Here is an 18,985-nt window from a genome sequence, read left to right as displayed (position 1 = left end):
GTCCATCAATTTGTTTTCGTCCGAAACCCTTCAGCCGGCAATTTTATCGTGTAAGTCCGGCCCTTGGCGTTGGTCAGGTAAGTTTCGCGCAGCCAGGGGTTCAGCATCTTCAATATTTTGTAGTTTGTTCCGTGTTCGCGGGCAAATTCTGCAAAGTCTTTTACCGGAGTGTTAATGTCGATGGTCCGGGTATCCCATACGGGATATTTTTCATCGTCTTTTACCTTAAAATCAAAAGCTTCGGGATTTTCCATGATCAGTTTCAGGGCCATAATCCGGAACACGTAACGACTGGTTTCTTCGCCCATCAGCAGGTCGTAATAACTTGTTTCACCCTGCCTGCTGATCTGCCGGTCGACAAAACTGCGCCCGGCATTATACGAAGCGGCTACCAGGGCCCAACTTCGGTATTTTTTGTACGAATCTTTCAGGTAGCGGCAGGCGGCCAGGGTCGACCGCTCTATGTGGTAGCGTTCGTCTACCTCGTTGTTAACTTCCAGTCCTAAATCGGTGGCCGTTCCTTTCAAAATTTGCCAGAAACCCACCGCCCCGGCAGGAGAAACAGCGCGCGGATCAAAACCGCTTTCGGCCAGCGCCAAGTACTTAAAATCGGCGGGGATGGAATCGGCCAGCAATACCGGCTCAATGATGGCGAAGAACCGGGGCGCCATTTTCAGAAAACGAATGGTTTGCGAATGAAAATAACTGTTGACCAGCAACTCCCGGTCGAGGCTTTCGCGCACGTCGAAATATTCGAGCGGGACCCGTTCGCCGGCAAAAAATAAGCTGTCGGGCAGTTTTACCGGTGTATGTACTTCCGGTTCCCCGGATGAATGACTGTCCGTTTTCGGATAAGTCGACGATTCGAAAAAGTGATATCCTCCGGCCAGTAAGGCCAGAAGAACAAGACTCAACAATAAGCGGCTAAATATCTTCTTCATACTCATCTTTCAAAATTAGCTAAATGGCAAAAATAGTAGTTTTACTCAGTTCATTCAACCTGACGGACAGATAAATTCATAAACAAAAAATCCGGCCAAAAGATTTTGACCGGATTGAGTAATTGAAATTAACGCACTAGTCATGACTAGCTGAAACGGGAATCGTTGACAATAACTGTATATTTTGCACATTACTGTAATCGTATAAATAAAAGCCGGCATCGCCGATCATAAACAGGTAGTTGTTGACCGGAATCACGTCGTAAGCATTGATATTCGGAAACTCGGCGATTTTATTGGATGAAATCTGTAAGGGATTGGAAGCATCAAACACCTTCAAACCGGCATCGCCGTCGCACAGAAAGAGCAGGTCGCCGTCGATACCCAGCCCGTGCGGATTAGCCATCGGGTAACTGGCCAGCATAGTCATCTTCGTGTAACCGTCTTTCATTTCCACCACATCCAGCCGGTTCACCGAGCGCCCGCACCAGCCGCCGTCGTGCAGGGTAATATAAGCCAGATCGTCCTGCACAACCACCGGGTCGCAGCTGGTGATATGCGAATACTGATTCACATAGGTCGGGTTTTGGGCAATCTCCAGGCTAAAGACCAACATGCCGCTTCGCGTTCCTAAAAACATGTGCTTGTTGTAAATAAACATGGTTTCGATATTCCAGCCGATGCTTTTCTTCCCCAGGTTAACCGGGCTGTCCAGGTTGGCAATATGAAAGGTATAGAGCTGGTAATTGTCAATCACATACAAATAGCTGTCGTACATGCCAAAGCGGGCCATCGAGCCGCCAACGCCAAAGGTGGTCCCGCTGCCGCCTACCCCTCCGGCCGCCGACGAGAAATTCGCCATGTCGTAAGAAAGTTTTTCGGCATACGACCGGTAATAATAAATAGGATAATAGTGCTGATTGATCCGCTCTCTCACCTGTTTGATCTCCCAGTCAACAACAACCCCTTTTTTCTGGTCTACCTCGGCCAGCCGGTAATCGGTATTGTACTCGGGAACGGTGTAGGGGAAAATATCTTTAATCCGCCCAACTTCGCGGATGTTGTTTAAATCGGATACATCAACCGCCACCAGGTCCACGTAACTGTCGGCGTATAAAACATTCTCCCTGATCGCAATATCCACATTTCCGGGGATGTTGATAAACGCTACGGCTGTTGGATTGGCCGGATTATGAACATCCAGCACATGTACCCCTTTCATCTCTTCATTAATAAAGAGGAAATCATCTTTGAAATAAATTTTACCGGGATTCGTGATGGCCCGGGATGCTTCTTTTTTTACCGATTCCCGTAATTCGTCGTAACCGAGATAAACCGGCGAATTCGCCATAAACGATTCGTATATTTTATCCTGACAGCCCGAAAATAAGATCATGAGTAAGAAGATCAGGCTGGTATAAATTGATTTGTTTTGCATCGCTTTCATGTTCTAATTAAATAAAATTCCCAATCGTACCGACAACCTGTTGTAATTCGTTTCCAGCTCGTAGCTGTTATCTCCTTTAAAAGTTACCTGGCTGAAACGGTAACCAAAGGCCAGCGAAATACCCAGGTTGGGATTAATGTGGCTTACAAAACCAAATGAGGGGTTCAGCATCAGCCCGCCTTTGTTGTCGAGCATTTGCTGCGGATACGGCCAATAGGACGAATACGGCAGAATATCGTAGTAATAATATCCGTTTTGCATGTTCACTTCGCCGTCGACCGGGAGCAGATAACCTCCCTGAACGCCCACGAAGGGAGTAAAGCGCGATTGGCGGAATTGGTATTCCAGGTTCATGAAAACAGGCAGGTACGATTCTTCCAGGAAGTCGATTCCCGCTCCCAGCCCCACGTACAGATTGGCAAACAGCCGGGCATTAAGCGAGGCGTCGAACGAAAAGGGGGTTTCTTTTGTATTGTCGGAGCCGCCGGGCAACACGCCCAGGGTTGTTTTGAAAAACCACGCTTTGGTAACAGGTTCATGGGGCGCCGACAGCCATTTCGACGCAACCGTATCGATCTCCGACTGTTTGAACACCCAGGTGTTTTGCGCCGAATGGACGACCACTTTTTCATCGTCGACCTGCACAAGCTGGCCTTTGATCACCGAACCGTTTTTCAGGTAGATGATTTCTTTCTTTTGTTTCTGCGCAAAAGCCCCGCACGCAATAAACAGAAGTACAACAAGCAAGGCGATTTTCTTCATGCAACACGATTTTAGGGTTAGTACAACAGGCAGATGACGGATGAGGTAAAAAGGTTGCGTGACGAAATAAAAAACTGGCAACTCCATGAACATTCATAATTGGAACAGCTTTCTTACGATGATAATTGGGCACCCAAATTTTTTACGCAAACATGAAGCTAAGCACGACTGGGGTCGCGTAGATCTCCGGTTAAAAGGGAACAGGAATGTCTTTCTTAACAAAAAAAGACATCCTATAGTTTATCATTGTGCTTTTCGATGATTGCCTTCTAAGTCGCACACAAGTCTCAAAATAGCAAGGATTAAATGATGTTAAAAAAACAAAAAAATCTCATTTGCTTTACTAAGGATTTCATAATTTTAAAAACATAAAAGAACCTATGGCTCAAAATTAGTCTAACTTTTAAATTAATTAACATGAAAAAAATCAAATTTATAGAAGACCCAAAAGAAGAGAAAAACATTGAAAAAAGAATGTTTCCTCAATTTTTCAGATTGTCTAACGATGAACTCTTAAAGACCAGAGGTGGCACAAAGGATAATATGGAGCCACCTTGTGATGCTGTTTGCGGAAAAGAATGGGGGTGTTCTTGTCACACCAATTTAGCTTAAATCTTAATTCATCCAGTATTGGAGTCTGACCTTAAATCCAGGCTCCAGTACTACATTAAAAAATAACAACGCTATCCAATGTGGTCAAGATATAACTTTTATTTCACTCAGAAAAACACGGATATCTTTTATACAATTCGTTGACAAATTGTTTTGCACAGATCGATAATGAAATGGCTTCTCTGTTTGAAAAATATAAGAACAGTGATAGTCCCGAATCTTTATTTTTCTCGGAAGATGAAATTATTCAGTTGCGAAAAGCAAAAATACTTGTTGAGAGTGACTATGATGAATTTCTACATATCAAGTTGCAAAAACATATGAAGAGGTTTGACAAAAGCTTCTTAAATCTCACAATTGCTCCAACATTACATTGTAATTTATGTTGCGATTATTGTTTTGAAGGATCGAGGCCCAAAGTCTACATGAGCGACGAAACGGAAGAGCATGTTATCCACTTCATAAAGAGACATACGGAAGTAAAAAGGCTTTACATTACGTGGTTTGGTGGTGAACCACTCTTAAATTTTGATAGAATGGTCTCATTGACACAAAAGATCAACAATTTAGATATAAATTATTATGCCTCCATTATAACCAATGGTTATCTACTTTCCCAAGAGATCATTGATCGTTTTATTGACCTTAAGATCAAAGATATTCATATTACAATTGACGGACCAGAAAAGATTCATAACAAACGGAGGCCCCATATTTCAAAAGATGATTCTTTTTCAGTGATTTATTCCAATATACTAAAATTAAAACCATATGTAAGAGATAAGAAAATGGTTCTGTCCATTCGGATCAATATTGACAAAACTAATGAGATATATTACCATGAGATTTATCAAAGAATCCGTAATGACTTTGGAAACATAAACATTTCTATCTATCCAGGAATTGTTAAAAACACTTATGGTTCCTGTTCCTCTGTTGATGATGTTCTAATGGATAATGAGGCATATTCAAAATTTAGCATTCACCAATTTAAGAAGTATGGGATTAAAAATCCGGATTTCTTTCCAATTAGGCTTAATGGCGAATGTATTGCACGTCAGGTCAATGGATATTTAATCGACGCCCGAGGAGATATTTATAAATGCTGGACAGACACGGGGAAGAAATCTGAAGCGATTGGGAATGTTTCGAACCAAGATGAAATCAATACGACACTACTGACAAGATATTTAACAGGGGCAGACGTATTTGACAGACAAGAATGCCAAGGATGTTTCTTTCTACCAGTATGCGGAGGAGGATGCCCCCATTTGTCTATAAAAAAAATGATGACTAATGACCATATTGATTTATGTCATATTGCAAAAGGTAATTTAGAGACATTCCTTGAAATCTATTTCGAAATAAAAACCAATAAGGTAATTGTTATATGAAAAAAATTCTGGTCATTCTTTTGGCGGTTCTGGCTTGGCATGTTCAAATTAGTGCCCAGGAGTATCGGCCGACTTATTTCTCCAAAGCAGATTTTGAGGAAGATATTCAGTACCTGACGCAGAAAATCACCCATGTTCATCCAAAGTTTCTGGATGCCGGATTTTACGACCAATGGAAGATCTGTGCAGACTCTGTACGACGCGATCTTCCCGATAGTATCACCTTCAGTGAAGGCTTTATCCGGATATCACATTTATTGTCTTTTCTGGAGGACGGACATACCGGATTCTCAGTTCCCTCTTCTGAAAGAATGAAATATATGCAGCATGGAGGTGTTACAATGCCGTTCACTGTCGGGGTAAAGGACGATAAGATCATGATTGATCAGTATTTTGGCGATAACCGGTCAATTCTGGCTGAAAGGGCTGAAATCAAGTCCATCAATTCCATTGCTTCTGAAGAAATACTCTGGAAAATGAGAAGGCTTTCCGGTTCGGAAAAACAATCTGTTGCAGTTAACGATCGGGAAATTGGACGGTATTTTGGCCTCTATTTCTGGATGTTTTTTGGCGCACAAACCGGTTATCATCTCTCGCTTGCCACTCCTGATTCAATTTTTTCAATAAACACGGCCCCTATATCGAATAGCAGCTTCTTTGAGTTGAAGAATAAGTATTATCCTGAAAAAAAACAGGGAAACTATGAATTGTCATTCCCGGAATCCAAGACGTTTGCTTTGCTGCGGATTAAACAATTTGCCGATGATCTGGCCCCTTTTCTCCGGCAGGCATTCGATACCATCAGGTATGTAAACTGCAAAAACCTGATTATTGATATCCGCGATAATAGCGGGGGAAACAGCCGAAGTGTCGATTCCCTGTTAAACTATCTGATCCGAACGCCTTATACCCAATACAAGTCCATTGCCCTGCGGGTAAGCAATGAAGTAAAACAATATTATCAGGAGAAAAAGCCCGATACGTACAAATTGATAGCGAATCTGCCTGTTGATACGGTTTTTATATTCGACAACAACATGTTTGTGAACTGCCCCGGGCCGGAAGCAGATTTTTTCGACGGAAATGTTTTTGTTCTGATCAATAACCGGACATACAGCGCCGCAGCTACCTTTGCCGGAATGGTGAAAGAATATAAACTCGGGCAACTGGTTGGACAGCCGACAGGAGGCACCATCCGTTACTACGGCGATTATCTGACTTTCCGGCTTCCACGCATGGGTACCGATTTTTTTGTGGCGCCTAAAAGATTTGTCCAGCAAGGAGGGGATTCCCCTGATGAAGGCGTTATTCCGGATATCTTTCTGGAAAATGATTACACAATATCTGAAATTATTGCAAAACTGAAATTTTTAAACTGATTTGCAACCCTGCATCTTTTTTCTTGTCTCTATTAGCGAAAACAAAACAATTTGGGCAAAGCGGCATTCATACATCAATCGTTGATTGAAGATTGTAAACGGGGCGACGACAAGGCCCGTTTTCAGTTGTATCAGCTATACTCCAAAGCGATGTTTAACCTGTGCTTTCGCCTGATGAACAATCGCGAGGACGCCGAAGATATGCTGCAGGAAGTATTTCTTCAGGCATTTACCAAACTCGACAGTTTTCGTTACGAGTCGGGCTTTGGAAGCTGGCTGAAAACCATCGCCATCCGAACCTGTATCAATGCCTTGAAAAAACGGAAAATAGAGCTGGTCTATTCCGACGAGATCAAAGACCACCGGACCACTGATGATGAAGTGAATGCGCCTGAAATTACGACAGAACAGATCCTCAATGCCATGAATGATTTGCCTGAAGGCGGCCGGATTGTTTTCTCTCTGTACCTGCTCGAAGGGTACGACCACGGCGAGATTGCCGGTATACTGGGCATCACCGAGTCGACCTCGAAATCGCAGTATATGCGGGCAAAACGCAGGGTTTACGATTTATTGAAAGAACAACAAATGCGCACAGTATGAAGAATGATCGGTTAGAAGATTTTGTTAGGGGGCACCGGGATGAGTTCGATATTCATACGCCGCCGCCCGAAATCTGGGAGAAGCTGAACCGCCGGTTGCCCGGGCAGGCCAAAAAACGCCTGCCGCGCCGCTGGATGAGCATTGCCGCCGTGCTGGCGGTCGCCCTGCTCGGATCAGGTATCGTAGTACACTCGCTGCTATTCAACCGGGCCGGGCTCAGGCCGGGCGCCGAGGCCAATTCCGGAATGCGCGAACTGCTGGAAGCCGAAGCCTACTATGCCCAGCAAATTCACGGGAAACTGGAAGAAATCCGTAAATGCTACCGGCTAAATCCTGAATTACAGGAGGAAGTGGAAGACGACTTACAGGAACTGGAACACATGTACAACGAACTGAAGAAGGACCTGAAAGAAAACATTTCGAATAAAGAAGTGATTGAAGCCATGATCGAGAACAACCGCTTCCGTTTGAAGCTGGTAGACGAAGTCCTGGAACAAATTAACTGCTAAAGGTGATGATCATGAAAAATAAGTTTCGCCAACTGATTGTATGCTTGCTGTTTGGTTTTGCCGGACTAAACACGGCCACGGCCCAATTTACCGAAACCCGCCAATTTAAACGGTCGTTTAAGGTAACCCCCGAAACCACCATCGAGATTTCGAATAAGTACGGGAAGATCGAACTCAATACCTGGACGAAAGATTCGGTGGTTGTGGAAGTGAAAATGCTGGTGGACATGAAAAAGGCCATGAAACTCGAAAAATCGCTCGACAACATTGATTTCGATTTTACCAACACCGCCCATTACCTGATTATCCGCACACTGCCCGACAAAAACCGCACGCAGCTCGAAAGCGAGTTCCAGCGATTCAAAGAATCGCTGCTCCAAAATAATGGCAGCATCGAAATAAACTACAAAATCTGGCTGCCGGCAGGCAACCCGTTAAAAGTTGAAAATAAATTCGGCGATATTTATTTGGACGATTATAAAGGAGAAACCACCATCGACCTGAGCAACGGTAAGTTAAAAGCACACAACCTGACCAACAAAACAACCATTACCCTGAACTTTGCCGGCGCGTCGGTCAACAGTCTTCCTCAGGGAAAGATCAACGCGAATTACAGCGACGTGTATATCAAGGAATCGGGCCAGTTGACCATTACAAGCAAATCATCGGCAATTGAGCTCATTGAGAATAAAAGCCTCCGCGTTGATTCGCGGCGCGATAAATTCAGAATCAAACAAACCGGCAGGATCGATGCCGAGGCAAATTTCTCCAATTTCAGAATTGAAAACCTGACCGGCCGGGCCTCCATGCGCCTGAATTACGGTGATTTGGATATTGAAAAGATCGGGGCCGATTTCAGCGATTTGTATGTCGACTGCCGCTCAACCGACATCAGCCTGTACTTTTCACCCGAATCGAAGTTCAATTTCGAAATCACCCAAACCAAATCGAGCCTAAACCTCGACGAATCATTTACCGTGTCGGACAAAGACGAAATAAACCAGAAAGAGCAAACAATCCTGCTGCACGGGTATTTTGTAAAGAAAACAGAGGGAAAAGAAAAACTTAAGCTAAACGCCACCGGCGGAAATATCCGGTTGAAAACACTGTGACGTTTCTTTCAGCGCCACAATTTGTTCATCTGCACGCAACCATACCCCAAAAAGTGTGTCTTATTGAAATTGAAAACAAAAACAACGACACCCCATGTTCAGAAAACAAAAACAGAAAACGCATGAAAACAATGAAACTTACCTTAATGGCGCTTTTAATGGCACTGGTTGCCGGATTAACCTCGTGTTTCGATGATTTTGGGATAGAAGGGAACGGTCGTTTGCAAACGGAAGAGCGCGATGCGGTTTACTTTGACCAGGTCAGTTCATCCGGCTCATTCCTGGTACATGTATTGCCGGGAGATGAACCCTCTATTGAAGTCACAGCCGAATCGAACCTGTTGCCCTACATCGAAACAAACATCGAAGGCACCCGACTAACGATCAAAACCAGGCGCTCGCGCAACCTCAACAACAAATTCCCGATCGATATGAAGAAACTTTACATCATCAGGCCTCGACCTGGACATGACTGACCCGGATATCCTGAAAGGCTTAACTGTTGGCCTGACTTTTAAATTCGGTAAGTTTTGAAAACCAAATCAAACACAAAGGCGCAAAGAAATTTATCTGAATACTTTGTGCCTTTGTGTTTAAGTTCTTCACTTTCGTCGGCCCAACATGTTTTCAACGGCAATTATTCTTCGCAAATCAGATCGTTGCCGTTCGAATCCCAGCAGTGCCAATCATTATCGCCAAAATAAGCCAGGGCTTTTACACGACCGGAGAAATCTGAATGGCTCCATTCTATAAATGAATCGGTAAAATTGTCGGACTGACTCTGATAAACATGAATGGAGACAAAAGCATCAAAAACCTGGTCCTGTAAACCGTAAATCAGGTAACTGCCTTTATAATCATCCGGCATCCTGTCGTTATTGAGTTCGCGAACATAGGTATACTTCACTTCTTCAACATCGTTTCCTTCTTTCTTCCAATCAATTTGAATGACTTCTTCCTGAAATTCGGGGCTGAGATAAAGGATCCACTGACCACTTTTCCCATCCGTATTGGAAGTTCCCTCAAACCACAGAAACTCGTCAAACGGGTTTACTCCTGTTTTTGAAACATACATCTCCCATTTAATCCGGTTTGTCTGAATTTCGCCAACCAAGCGGGCAGTATACTGACTGGTAAAACCGTCAACCGAATAAGACCATTGCCAGGTATGATCGTCAAGCTGAACCGGCATTTTATTAAAGGCCGCGTGGAACGATGCGACCGGAACGGCAAGGGTGGTACCAATCATGACATTCCAAAATCCGACAGAAATAGCCGAATAAGCCCAATTTGTTTTAGTCAGTATTTCGGTTTGTCCTTCAACTGTCGCCGATTTGGCGGAACTCGCCGTCATCTCGCCAAAATCGATCACCATCGTTTCAAATGGCGGAATTACGGGAGCTTTGCTGCTATCTTCCTTGTTACATGAAAAAAAGATCAAAACACCTAACAAGACGGGGTACAATAGCTTCACTTTAATTTTCATAATGAATAAATTTGAGTTTTTACCCTAAAATAACGAAACGGGAGGAATTTTATTTTATGTAAATTCCTCCCGTTACCTGTCGAGTTCAACCAAATTTACCGTGATCCCGGTTACAACGCCGTCTCCGAAAAATATTTATAAAACAACGGAATGGTCCGGATACCTTTATAAAACTGCTCGAGAGGAAAGTTTTCGTTGGGTGAATGGATGGCATCCGACTCCAGGCCAAAGCCCATCAGGATGGATTTGATACCCAGAATTTGCTCAAAGGTTGAAATAATCGGGATGGAGCCGCCGCTGCGGAAAGGCACCGGCCGACGGCCAAACACATCAATATAAGCTTTTTCGGCTGCCCGGTAAGCCGGCAGGTCGATCGGGCAAACGTAAGCCTGCCCGCCGTGCAGCGATTTTACCTCTACTTTTACCGTTTTAGGGGCGATACGTTCAAAGTGTTCCTGAAACAGGATGGCAATTTTCTCATGGTTTTGATTTGGAACAAGCCGGCAACTGATCTTTGCAAACGCTTTCGATGGCAATACGGTTTTGGCGCCCTCGCCGGTATAACCTCCCCAAATCCCGCAAACATCAAACGAAGGACGAATCCCGGTCCGCTCGGGGACGGAGAACCCGGCCTCGCCGGCTAGCTCGGCCACATCAATAGCTTTTTTGTATGTTTCTTCATGAAAAGGCGATTCGGCCAGTAAAGCGCGTTCTTCGGCCGAGGTTTCGAGCACATCGTCGTAAAAACCCGGAATCGTTATCCGCCCGTTTTCGTCAATCATCCCGGCAATCATTTTCGACAACACATTGATCGGGTTGGCCACCGCGCCGCCAAACAAACCGGAGTGCAGGTCGCGGTTCGGGCCGGTCACCTCAACCTGCCAGTATGCCAACCCGCGCAACCCCGTGGTAATCGTCGGCAGATCGGGCCGGATCATCGTGGTATCCGATACCAGAATGATATCGGCTTTCAACATCTCCTTGTGCTGTTCACACCATTTCCCCAGGTTTGGCGAACCAACTTCTTCTTCTCCTTCAATCATAAATTTCACATTACAGGGAAGCGTGTTGGTTCTGACCATCAGTTCAAACGCTTTGGCATGCATCATCCCCTGCCCTTTATCGTCGTCGGCTCCGCGTGCCCAGATTTTCCCCTCGCGGATTTCCGGTTCAAAAGGAGCCGATTTCCACAGCTCCAGCGGTTCAACCGGCATCACATCCATGTGACTGTAGATGAGTACCGTTGGTTTCGACGGATCAATCAGCTTTTCGGCATAAGTAACCGGATTTCCCTCGGTCTCAAAGATTTCGGCTTTGTCGGCTCCCGCTTTCAGCAGTAAGTCTTTCCAATACTCGGCAGCCCGGTACATATCCGGTTTATGGGCCGATATGGAACTAATGGAAGGGATGCGGATCAAACCAAAAAGTTCATCCAGAAAACGATCTTTATGTTCTTCGATGTAAGCTTCAATGTAGTTCATGTATTTCTGTTTATTGTTTTTCAGTGAAAGTAAAAATAAGGTTTTCCTTTCAGAATGACCAGTGAAATCAATCATCGGAATCAAAAAATCCGGCAAGATCCTTTTTAATTGCAGGACTATGCCCGTTCCGGTTCGAAAATTTTTGACCGGTCAATTATTTTCAGGGCTACCTCTGCAATATGGTACAACAAGGTAAATTGCTGGCGGCCAACAAGCTGATCGGGTTCAGCCATCAGGCTTCTCAGCCGGGCAATGGCGTCGTTCAGCCTGAGGTTTTTTTCTTCGGTATTTCCCGGTTTTAGGCGGTTGGTTTCCAGCAAAACAGCTAAGATTTGCGAGGCCAGATCAAGCATTTCAGGCTTCGTGTTTGCTACCGGCTCGCGGTGAGCGCCAAGGGCTGACAAGTAGGAAAGCAACGCGTGGTTCAGGTAAGTCAGGGTAAACGCTTGTTCCCTGAACTGCCTGCGTTTCCGGGGTTCCACCTGCATGTCCTGCCAGGCCAGCGCCAGGGCATTATCGGCCCGGTGAGCCTGTCGCCGGGCAATCCGGTATTCGAGATCATCAGTACTAACCTGACGGTACTCGTTCAGGATAGCCTGAAAATAAGCGGCATTGCAGGCCAACGCTTCGGCCAGCAGCCCGGGCAGGCGTTTGTGTTGCCAGTCGGGCCACAGCAAACGAACGGTTAAAATGGCTAAAGCGGAGCCGATCAGCGTGTCGAACAAGCGGGGAAACATGAAGGCAACCCCCTGGTCCGAAATCAGGTTAAAGGCACATAACACAAAAATGGTGATGAAAACAACCGAAACGGCATAGTTCCGGCGCAGCCAGACAAAGAAGGCAAATGCGGCCAATAACATCAGCAGCAACTGCCCGGCTTCGGTTGGCAGTAACTGAACGATAAGCACCCCGCTTAAGACGCCGCTCAATGTGCCCAAAACACGTTGAAACAACTTCCGGCGGGTTTCGCTGTAACTGGGCTGGCATACGAACAAACTGGTCAGGATAATCCATTCTCCTTTGTCAAGCGAAAAACCTTCGGAAATGCAAAATCCAGCGAGCAGGCAAACACTTAACCGGATCGCGTGCCTCATGCGCGGATGGCTGAAACGGAGCTGATCTTTCAGCCGTTGTTTCAGACTGCGGCTGTCTTTTTCCAACCGTGGTATCAGGCCTGGCCGGTGATCGTCATTCAGATTCCGGAGCAAACTGTTCGACCGCGACAGGTTCCTCACCAGTAAGATCAAGGGATGCCCCGGATCCGGATTGTATTTTTCGAGTTGATCGTTCAGCGCTTTTACGGTCCAGTCGAGCGCCGCCGAATGATAATAGGGAACACGGACCAGGAGGCTGTATGCAAAATTCCGGCTTGCGCGGGCAAGCTGGTGCAACAATTGCCCGATCCCCTCCATGATTTCGCGGTTTCCCGGATCGCTGCTCAGGTGATCGTACCGTTCGTGGCTGGAGGTCGCCCGTTCGTGCAGGCTTTGCAACAACATGAAGTGTTCCAGGTAAGGCTTTAGTTGCGCATCATCTTTCACGGCATCCCCGTAACTGTTCAATACTTCTTTACAACGATCAAGCGCCGTTACCAACTGAACATTCAGCAAAGCAAGCCGGTTACGCACTTCTCCCTGCAGTTTTTCGTTACTGGGAAAAAGACTGGCCTTTTCATTCAGGTAGGCCGATAAGGCAAAAAAACCACGCGCCAGTTGTTCTTCGAGCAGCCGCCAGGGACGGTAATACAGTAAAGCCAACGAGAAAATACCGTAAACCAGAGCCCCTGCTGTAAGCAATACCGGCTGCCAATACCAGGCCGGACTGATATCTGCTCCCAACATGGTGTAAATACCCACCAACAAAGCTCCAAAGGTTACACCCCGGTAGCGTTCGCTCAGCCCGCCAAGCAAGAGGAAAACAATGGTTGAGACCGCTATACCCAATCCCAGCAAAACCGGGTACGGACGGAGCAATTCAACCGACAGACTTGATATTCCGAAACTAATCACTTTTAATCCCAGCGATTTGACCCGCCCACGGGGATGATCGTCGGTTTCGGAGAGCGCACCGGCTAAGGCCCCCAACGCCAGCGTAACCGCAAATAAGGGCAAACCGGCCAGCACAAACGGAATGGACAGGAAGGCCATAACGATAGTTGCTTTTGCCGCCATCAACAGGTCGGGATTGCTCCAGAAAGCCCGCCGCGCCGGCTCGTACCAGGTTTGCCTTTCCAGCAGGTTAAAGATCACCGATCTCCCAAAATGATGTTGCCGTTGGCCCATAAACAAAATTTGAGTTGCACCTGCAAACAAAAATAGTATAATGGCTGGCAACTACCTACCCTGCAACAGACTTCCACCGACATTTATTTGTCAGGCACAGCGCACAACAAAAAAGCTCCGTCTACCATCGCGACCGGAGCTTTTTAAAATGGAAATCAAAAATTGGTTATCGTGTGCTATTACTTCAAAGGTTTAAGATGATGGTCTATCATCCACCTGGCAACTTTGTCGCCCATTTCCTGTCCCGCGTCACAGGCAAAACGGAAGTGAATGCCGGCCATTACCCGTGAATTGACGTTTTCGTTGGCCGCCTGCTTAAAACCGGTAAAACTTCTCGGGTTACTTCCGGGCAGCTCTGTCGGCGAACTCATGCTAAAAGGAGTTTGGTCGCCCAAAATGCTTCCCAGTACAGTCGCCGCTGCATTTCCCAGGGCGCTGTGGGTCGATGGATAATCCTGAACTGGAGGGGTCGGCATGAGCGGTTCCCAAAGCGGGTCTTCAGCGGTTTGTTCGTTGGCATCGGTCCCAGCGTTGCGGATAGCCGTATAGGGGCGCCACAAATTGTAATGGAACTTGGAGTCCCATCCGGCGATGTAGGCATCGGCCATCGCCATATCCAGCAATGCAAACAATCTGGCCGTTTCCCATAAGCTTAATTTTTTGTTTTTTGCGGTAATGCGTGCAACCCGGTTCCAGCCGGCTTCAGAAAACTCGTACCAGAAGTGGGCTGTGGCCGTTTGGTCAGCGGTTCGGGTGTCGCTGGTTGCTTTACCGGCTTCTTTTACTTCATTGAAAGCTTCCGCGTATTCATTACTGTCGAGTGAAGGGTGCATGGCTGAACGAAACTGGTCTTTGCTTTGCAGTCCGAAAAGTTTTACATCTGTCCAAAAAGGGGCAAACACAAAATCGAAAGGAGGTACCACCTGATAAGCGCCTGGAATCGTTGACGGGGGCACCGGAGCGAAAGGATTTCCGGCGGAACCATCGTTTTCGCGGGACTCAATGATTGCCTGGCCCACTCCTTTCCCCAACAGGATACCCCGGTCTTTCGCCTCGCCATCGGCGACCGTTGTCAATGTTTGCTGTAATACAGAATCCAGAAATTGCTTCCCGTCAGGAATTTCGTGCACCAACACCGTGTGAGCAGCGCAGGCCGCCGCAACGATGGGGTTGGCATCGGCATCGCGGCCTGTGAAGGCGTAAGATGAATACACGGGATCGACGGCATTTAAAGCATCGTGCATGGCGAGGTGTGTCATGGCATTAATCCTTGAAGCCATCACCGAATTCAGATAAGTTTCCCCGCCATAAGCTTGATAGGCTACCTCGTTCCATTTCAAAATGACCTCGTTGGCCAATATCCTGGGCGGGGGTTGTTGTGTGTCTCTTTAATACAAGAGGCAACGAAAATACTTGTTAAAACTGTAAGCATAAAAATACTCTTTTTCATGGTGTTTCATTTTTTAAATTGATTACACCCTCAAAAGCGTAAGTTTATAACTTACAATGTAAGGGAATGCCGCCTTACGAAGTGATCCACTGAATTTCGCGGTCGGGTTTATAAGAGCAAAGCGTGCCGGTTTTTACGGCATTGGAAAGATGTGCACCCAGCGTCGGATGATGTTGTTCGATACGGGCAATGGCATTACGTATGCGCCAGGTGACTGCCGCCCTTGCCTTTTCGACCGCGCCGCCTGTTTTTCGGGCCTTGCCTTTCAGGTTTAGCGAGCCTGACAAATGGTCGATCAGCCGGTCGTATTCTTCCTGAAGTTTTTCCAGTTGGGCGAAATCGCTGTATTGTTCGGCTTCTTCAATGTCATTTTGAAGTTCGAGAATTTTCTTCTGGTATTGTTGGCGGGCTTTTTCATCGATCAGCTTTTCGCCCGAATCGTCCAAAATGTTCCCCATTAGTTCGGCACAATGAAATAACTGACGGGGTTGCGTGAGCATCTTTTGAAGATCATAATACCCTTTCACTTCCGGTGTTTGCACCGTATATCCCTCAAAAGTAAATTTCCAAGCTGTTGAATTTTTAAGGAAATAACATTCCAATGCTTCTTTTTTTGGCATAGATTTCTGGACTGGATATTCTTTGAAGCTTCCGTTGCTGATAAATTGTAAAAATTCTTCGAGATGGGTTTTGTGCCGGTGCGGGTTCAGCTTCAAAATCCAGTCAATTGCTTCCTGCTGGTCAAATTCCCTGCCTTTGCTAATCAGTCTTTTGTAAGTATCCAAAAAAGCATTCCAGTATAGCTGCATTTTATCATACTGCTTCAGGTGATAATAAACTGCCGCGCAATAAGCATCTTTATCGGCGATTCCCGGCTTTCCGATGGCGTGTTGTTCGATAAACAAAGCAGCCTTTTCGTACTCGCCCAATTCGAAATACATGACTCCCCCGAGCCTGAAATGGTTGCCGGCATACAGGGGGTGCAATTGCAGACCCTTTTCATATAATTCCAGGGCCTCCCTGCTCAATCCCAAGTGTACAAAATAAAGCGATATGGCGAAAAGCGTATCGGGATCGTTGGGATTGAGCATCAATGACCTTCTGAAATAATACTCGGCAGTACTGTAGGAACCTTCATACAAAAAAATCCGGCCCAGCACCATCGCAATGATATGATTCTGTTCGTCCAGTTCAATGGCTTTTTGCGCCCACTCGTAAGCGCCCGTTTTACTCACCTCCCACCGGTCCCAAAGCTGGCAGGTCCATTCGTTAAAATAGGATAAAGACATCCCGGTACATGCCAACGCATAATCGGGTTGGATTTGCAAGGCTTTTTCAAAATGTTCGCGGGCTTTCAAGTCTGCTTCCACCGTTGCCTTTTTTAGCTCTTCCATCCCGTACAGGCAATGTTCATAAGCACTGAATGCCACTTTAGGCCGTTGCCGGATCTTCGAAAGCAGGTCCAGGTCAATTTGTTGTTGCAGGACGGCAACCACTCTTCTTAGCAGTTTGTCCTGCATTTGGCTGAGTCCGGTCAGTTTGCCCTCTAACCGGTCACCCCATACCAAGTAGCCGCTGTCGCTGTCATAAAGCTGCACATGTACGAGCGCCGTTTCATTTTCGCCCCGGAAGCTGCCCTGAACAAAATAACCGCCTTTTAATGTTTCAGGTAATCTGCCGGGATCGCCGTCCCAGGCAGCCTGCAAAAATTTGATCACCCGGAATTGCCTGAAACGGGAAAGTTCGGTAATCAGGTCATCGCTGAAAGCGCGGCAGAACACGCTCAGTTCCCTTTGCGGAGAAAGATCTTCGAACAGAAAGACAGTCAGCGTAATATGATGTTCATTTTGCATGGGAACGGGAAAAACCAACAAACAGGTGTTATTTTGCCTTCGCCAGCGCCAGTTGCAGCCACGAACTGTTTTCCTGGTAATCTTCAACTATTTTATCATCGTTCGTGAACGAAAAATTACTCATCAACTGTTGTATTTCCTGCTGTAGCATATGGATCCCGCCGTCAATCAAATCGCGTCGGAAACCTTCATCGGCCAATTTATGGACCATATCCATTGAAATTACACGACCAATCACCTGCCCCAATTCTACCAGTTTCCTTTGGGGTAGTTGCATGTTCAGGTTGAAATTAAACAGCCCTTTTAGTTCATCGGCCGAACGGTTGGTGAGCGGGTTCGCTTTCAGAAACTGGAACAGGTTATTTTCTTTTAGCCGCTTCATCTGTTTCACAATCCCTTCCGAAATCTGAGCATACAAAATGTCATTCGATCCTTCAAAGATCTGGAACGGACGGCTGTCGGTAATCCCGCGACCGGCTACATGGCTCAAGCGGTAGGCCTTGGCGCCAATCAACTGGGTGAGCGATTGGGCTGTTTGCTGCATCAGGTCGGTAACAACCGATTTTACAGCGTTGGCTTCGATACCTATTCCGGTCAGGTCATTATCCAGCCCGGCCTTTTTCGCGCTGTTGGCACACATGGCCGAACAAACCGTAAAGGATGCCTGCAACTTGGACAAACGTTCCTGTACCTGGTCGTAGCTGAACAAGCTCTTTCCTCCCACCAAACGTTGTTTACAATGATTTAATCCTTCATCCAGCATCCGATGAATAAAGCCCATTCCCATACCCGGAAACTGCATCCGGCTGCGATGAAGCAAATCCAGCATCATTTTTACGCCTGTTGATTCGGGTTGCAGCTTGTGCATTTTCGGAATTTTTACATCGATGTGGTTACGGCCGTAGGGAATCTGGTAAAGACCGAGGTTATCGTAAAACTCTTCCACCTTAATTCCCTGTTCCGGCTGGGTGACATCGCAAATAAAAAAGTCGATATCGCGCTGAAGATCGCCGTTCTGCGTCTGTTGACGCGCGGTCAGCAACCAGTATTCGGCCCAACCGGTTAAACCGGCCCAGTGTTTTTTTCCTTGCAGTTGGTAGTAATATTTTTCTTCGGTGTACGATGTCTGCATATTTAACGCATCACTGCCGTAATCGGGCTCGGTAATCATCAAACCACCCATGTTTTTATCTTCCAGGAAACGCTTAAAAATAGGCGCTTTCACCTCGTGACGGGCATACTTGGCAACAGGCTGTAAAAACAAGGCCGAGTTAATGCCGAAAGTCAGCGACAGGGCCAGCGATTCGTAGGAAGCCGCTTCCAGTAAAGCCAGGTTTTCGTGAATCAACGCGCCACGGCCGCCAAATTCTTCGGGAATACCAATAGAAAGCGGATTGCTTTCCATGATTTCGCGTAAAACAAAAGGCGGAAGCCCGCGTTGCTGGGCATATTGATTAACATCGCCGCGAAGGTGATAAACTTGTCTCATCTTGAGTTTCAGTTTCTCTAAAAACTGCTGGATTGGCTCCACCCGGTGAGATTGGCTCTTCACATTGAGCCTGTCATTTAAAATTAATTCTTCCATTCTTCAATATCTGTTTCAGCAGGCAAATATTACCTGTGCAAAAACAATAACATTCACATTTGCTGTTTGTTCTCTGCCTGAGTTATTTA

Annotated in this window: 16 protein-coding genes; 7 read left to right on the top strand and 9 right to left on the bottom strand. The window is 46.3% G+C overall.

Translation table 11 applies throughout. The features are described from left to right. Nucleotides 1–5: 5 nt before the first annotated feature. The 3 genes from AC6H3C_RS06545 to AC6H3C_RS06535 form a co-directional block, all read right to left on the bottom strand. Complete coding sequence (locus AC6H3C_RS06545) at nucleotides 6–941, bottom strand: lytic transglycosylase domain-containing protein (RefSeq protein WP_497519890.1); 936 nt, start codon at nucleotides 939–941, stop codon at nucleotides 6–8. A gap of 136 nt (nucleotides 942–1,077) precedes the next feature. Further along, entirely contained in the window at nucleotides 1,078–2,379 is a 1,302-nt protein-coding gene (locus AC6H3C_RS06540) for an LVIVD repeat-containing protein (protein WP_497519889.1), read from the bottom strand. A gap of 12 nt (nucleotides 2,380–2,391) precedes the next feature. Further along, complete coding sequence (locus tag AC6H3C_RS06535; RefSeq protein WP_497519888.1) at nucleotides 2,392–3,150, bottom strand: hypothetical protein; 759 nt, start codon at nucleotides 3,148–3,150, stop codon at nucleotides 2,392–2,394. 417 nt (nucleotides 3,151–3,567) lie between these two features. Between AC6H3C_RS06535 and AC6H3C_RS06530 the strand changes: the two genes are divergently transcribed. The 7 genes from AC6H3C_RS06530 (at nucleotide 3,568) to AC6H3C_RS06500 (ending at nucleotide 9,235) form a co-directional block, all read left to right on the top strand. Further along, nucleotides 3,568–3,762, top strand: coding sequence for a hypothetical protein (locus AC6H3C_RS06530; RefSeq protein ID WP_497519886.1), 195 nt, complete (start codon nucleotides 3,568–3,570; stop codon nucleotides 3,760–3,762). Nucleotides 3,763–3,935: 173 nt separating this feature from the next. Beyond that, entirely contained in the window at nucleotides 3,936–5,156 is a 1,221-nt protein-coding gene (locus AC6H3C_RS06525; RefSeq protein WP_497519885.1) for a radical SAM protein, read from the top strand. Continuing rightward, nucleotides 5,153–6,535 (top strand): S41 family peptidase, encoded by a 1,383-nt coding sequence (locus AC6H3C_RS06520; protein WP_497519884.1) that lies wholly within the window; start codon nucleotides 5,153–5,155, stop codon nucleotides 6,533–6,535. Before AC6H3C_RS06525 ends, AC6H3C_RS06520 begins: the two co-directional genes overlap by 4 nt. 51 nt (nucleotides 6,536–6,586) lie before the next feature. Then, nucleotides 6,587–7,138 carry an RNA polymerase sigma factor gene (locus AC6H3C_RS06515; RefSeq protein ID WP_497519883.1) on the top strand — a complete coding sequence of 184 codons (552 nt, stop codon included), beginning with the start codon at nucleotides 6,587–6,589 and terminating at the stop codon, nucleotides 7,136–7,138. Continuing rightward, a complete protein-coding gene (locus AC6H3C_RS06510) occupies nucleotides 7,135–7,647 on the top strand; it encodes a hypothetical protein (protein WP_497519882.1) in 513 nt (170 codons plus the stop codon). Before AC6H3C_RS06515 ends, AC6H3C_RS06510 begins: the two co-directional genes overlap by 4 nt. An 11-nt stretch (nucleotides 7,648–7,658) precedes the next feature. Then, complete coding sequence (locus AC6H3C_RS06505) at nucleotides 7,659–8,759, top strand: DUF4097 family beta strand repeat-containing protein (RefSeq protein WP_497519881.1); 1,101 nt, start codon at nucleotides 7,659–7,661, stop codon at nucleotides 8,757–8,759. Between the two features lie 122 nt (nucleotides 8,760–8,881). Next, nucleotides 8,882–9,235: a GIN domain-containing protein gene (locus AC6H3C_RS06500; RefSeq protein ID WP_497519880.1), complete on the top strand. Its 354-nt coding sequence runs from the start codon at nucleotides 8,882–8,884 to the stop codon at nucleotides 9,233–9,235. A gap of 161 nt (nucleotides 9,236–9,396) precedes the next feature. On the opposite strand, the gene AC6H3C_RS06495 is transcribed toward AC6H3C_RS06500, so the two are convergent. The 6 genes from AC6H3C_RS06495 to AC6H3C_RS06470 form a co-directional block, all read right to left on the bottom strand. Then, nucleotides 9,397–10,245 carry a hypothetical protein gene (locus AC6H3C_RS06495; RefSeq protein ID WP_497519879.1) on the bottom strand — a complete coding sequence of 283 codons (849 nt, stop codon included), beginning with the start codon at nucleotides 10,243–10,245 and terminating at the stop codon, nucleotides 9,397–9,399. 110 nt (nucleotides 10,246–10,355) lie between these two features. Next, nucleotides 10,356–11,726, bottom strand: a complete 1,371-nt coding sequence (locus AC6H3C_RS06490) for a dipeptidase (RefSeq protein WP_497519878.1) — start codon at nucleotides 11,724–11,726, stop codon at nucleotides 10,356–10,358. A 116-nt stretch (nucleotides 11,727–11,842) separates the two neighbouring features. Beyond that, nucleotides 11,843–14,008 carry a YccS family putative transporter gene (gene yccS, locus AC6H3C_RS06485; RefSeq protein ID WP_497519877.1) on the bottom strand — a complete coding sequence of 722 codons (2,166 nt, stop codon included), beginning with the start codon at nucleotides 14,006–14,008 and terminating at the stop codon, nucleotides 11,843–11,845. 179 nt (nucleotides 14,009–14,187) lie between these two features. Beyond that, nucleotides 14,188–15,348 carry a vanadium-dependent haloperoxidase gene (locus AC6H3C_RS06480; RefSeq protein ID WP_497519876.1) on the bottom strand — a complete coding sequence of 387 codons (1,161 nt, stop codon included), beginning with the start codon at nucleotides 15,346–15,348 and terminating at the stop codon, nucleotides 14,188–14,190. 184 nt (nucleotides 15,349–15,532) lie between these two features. After that, the gene (locus AC6H3C_RS06475) at nucleotides 15,533–17,398 is read right to left on the bottom strand and encodes a tetratricopeptide repeat protein (RefSeq protein ID WP_497519875.1); all 1,866 of its coding nucleotides are present in this window, start codon (nucleotides 17,396–17,398) and stop codon (nucleotides 15,533–15,535) included. After that, nucleotides 17,340–18,896, bottom strand: coding sequence for an acyl-CoA dehydrogenase family protein (locus AC6H3C_RS06470; RefSeq protein ID WP_497519874.1), 1,557 nt, complete (start codon nucleotides 18,894–18,896; stop codon nucleotides 17,340–17,342). The genes AC6H3C_RS06475 and AC6H3C_RS06470 overlap by 59 nt, the downstream gene beginning before the upstream one ends. Between the last annotated feature and the right edge of the window lie 89 nt (nucleotides 18,897–18,985).

It is taken from the genome of Gaoshiqia sp. US2, assembly GCF_059705485.1.
This window is presented reverse-complemented; position numbering and strand designations above follow the sequence as displayed.